Source organism: Streptomyces sp. NPDC002130 (assembly GCF_040296465.1).
In the GTDB taxonomy this organism is placed as follows: Bacteria; Actinomycetota; Actinomycetes; order Streptomycetales; family Streptomycetaceae; genus Streptomyces.
In genome coordinates this window covers 1-2181 of record NZ_JBEOXI010000603.1, presented here as the reverse complement: position 1 = coordinate 2181, position 2181 = coordinate 1, and the positions used below count along the sequence as shown (strand labels likewise).

The 2181-nt window shown below is 61.5% G+C and carries 2 protein-coding genes; both read right to left on the bottom strand.

Features of this window, described 5'->3' with window-relative positions; genetic code table 11:
- The coding region (locus ABT116_RS51130) for an ACT domain-containing protein (protein ID WP_502984049.1) at positions 1–192 on the bottom strand (192 nt) is incomplete at its 3' end.
- A gap of 149 nt (positions 193–341) precedes the next feature.
- A complete protein-coding gene (gene ctaD, locus ABT116_RS43375) occupies positions 342–2120 on the bottom strand; it encodes an aa3-type cytochrome oxidase subunit I (RefSeq protein WP_351646279.1) in 1779 nt (592 codons plus the stop codon).
- Positions 2121–2181 lie beyond the last annotated feature (61 nt).

The window sequence follows — 2181 nt, the reverse complement described above, 5'->3', positions numbered from 1 at the left end:
ATCAGGACGACGTCCGGGGCGAGCTCCGCGGCCAGGGCGATGCCGCCCTCGCCGTTCTTGGCGTCGCCGACGACCTCTATGTCGGGCTCGACCTCGAATCACCACCTGCTCCACGTCGAGCAGACGCACATCGTGCCGCGACAGCGCCGCGAACAGTACCGAGGTGACGCCAGGGCGGTCCGGCCCGGTCACAGTCACCAGAACAGTGGTGTCAGAGGCACCCACCGAAAACTCCGATCGTTTCTTCGTTCGCGTCTTGATCGTCACTATTGTGCCAAGCGAAAGGCCCCACCCGTTACTCGGGCGGGGCCTTCGCTGATTACTTCAGTGTGTTACTTCGCTCAGGAGCGGCTGTCGGTGCCGGGGTCGCCTTCGTCCCCGACTGTCAGCGGCTCGTGACGAGCATCTTCGAGTACGGTGCTGGCGTTCTTCCCGCCGTGACCGGGGCCGACGTGCGCTTCCGCGCGCATTCGCTCCACCATGTGCGGGTAGTGCAGCTCGAACGCCGGACGCTCGCTACGGATGCGCGGCAACTCGGTGAAGTTGTGACGCGGCGGCGGGCAGGTGGTTGCCCACTCCAGCGAGTTTCCGTAACCCCACGGATCGTCGACGGTGACCACTTCGCCGTAGCGGTAACTCTTGAAGACGTTCCACAGGAAGGGCAGCGTCGAGGCACCGAGCACGAAGGCGAAAATGGTCGAGACCGAGTTGAGCACGGTGAACCCGTCCGAGGGCAGGTAGTCGGCGTACCGACGCGGCATGCCCTCACCGCCGAGCCAGTGCTGAACGAGGAACGTGCCGTGGAAACCGACGAACGTGGTCCAGAAGTGCCACTTGCCGAGACGCTCGTCCATCATGCGACCGGTCATCTTCGGGAACCAGAAGTAGATACCGGCGTACGTGGCGAACACGACCGTACCGAAGACCACGTAGTGGAAGTGGGCGACGACGAAGTAGCTGTCGGTGACGTGGAAGTCGAGCGGCGGGCTCGCGAGGATGACACCCGACAGACCACCGAAGAGGAAGGTGATCAGGAAGCCGATCGAGAACAGCATCGGCGATTCGAAGGTCAATTGCCCCTTCCACATCGTTCCGATCCAGTTGAAGATCTTCACGCCTGTCGGCACGGCGATCAGGAACGTCATGAACGAGAAATACGGCAGGAGAACAGCACCCGTCGCGTACATGTGGTGAGCCCACACAGCGATCGAGAGAGCGGCAATGGCCAACGTTGCGTAGACCAGACCGCTGTAGCCGAAGATCGGTTTGCGGCTGAAGACCGGAAATATCTCCGAGACGATACCGAAGAACGGCAGCGCGATGATGTACACCTCGGGATGACCGAAGAACCAGAACAGGTGCTGCCACAGCAGGACTCCGCCATTCGCGGGGTCGAAGATGTTGCCACCGAGGCGACGGTCGTAAAGCAGTGCGAAGAGTGCCGCGGTCAACAGCGGGAAGGCCAACAGAATCAAGACCGAGGTGATGAAGATGTTCCACGTGAAGATCGGCATGCGGAACATCGTCATCCCCGGAGCGCGTAAGCAGACAATGGTGGTGATCATGTTGACCGCGCCGAGAATGGTGCCGAGACCGGAGACGAGAAGCCCCACAATCCACAGATCCGCACCGACCCCAGGTGAGCTGACTGCCGAACTCAGAGGTGTGTAGGCCGTCCAGCCGAAATCTGCGGCACCGCCGGGAGTGACGAAGCCGCCCGTAGCGATGAGCGCACCGAAAAGGTAGAGCCAGTAGCTGAACGCGTTCAGTCGCGGGAAGGCGACATCCGGCGCACCGATCTGCAGGGGGAGAACGAAATTGGCGAATCCGAACACCACCGGCGTCGCGTACAGCAGCAGCATGATCGTGCCGTGCATGGTGAACAACTGGTTGTACTGCTCGTTCGACAGGAATTGCATGCCCGGAATCGCCAGTTCGCTGCGCATGATCAGCGCCATGAGCCCGCCGATGAGGAAGAACGCGAACGAAGTCACCAAATACATCAAGCCGAGCGTCTTGTGATCGGTCGTCGTCACAAGGTTCCGCAGCACCGATCCCTTCGGCGCCCGTCGCGCGGGGTACGGCCGGGCGGCGATGGGGGGTGATGCAATTGCGGTCATGGTCAGCCCGCTTCCTGTCGAGACGCAAATAGAGTGTGCGACAGAAGCATAACCCAAATAC

What these genes read in the sequence shown, in the direction of transcription:
- ctaD (WP_351646279.1), bottom strand. Translation starts at nt 2,120, where the DNA reads ATGACCGCAATTGCATCACCCCCCATCGCCGCCCGGCCGTACCCCGCG.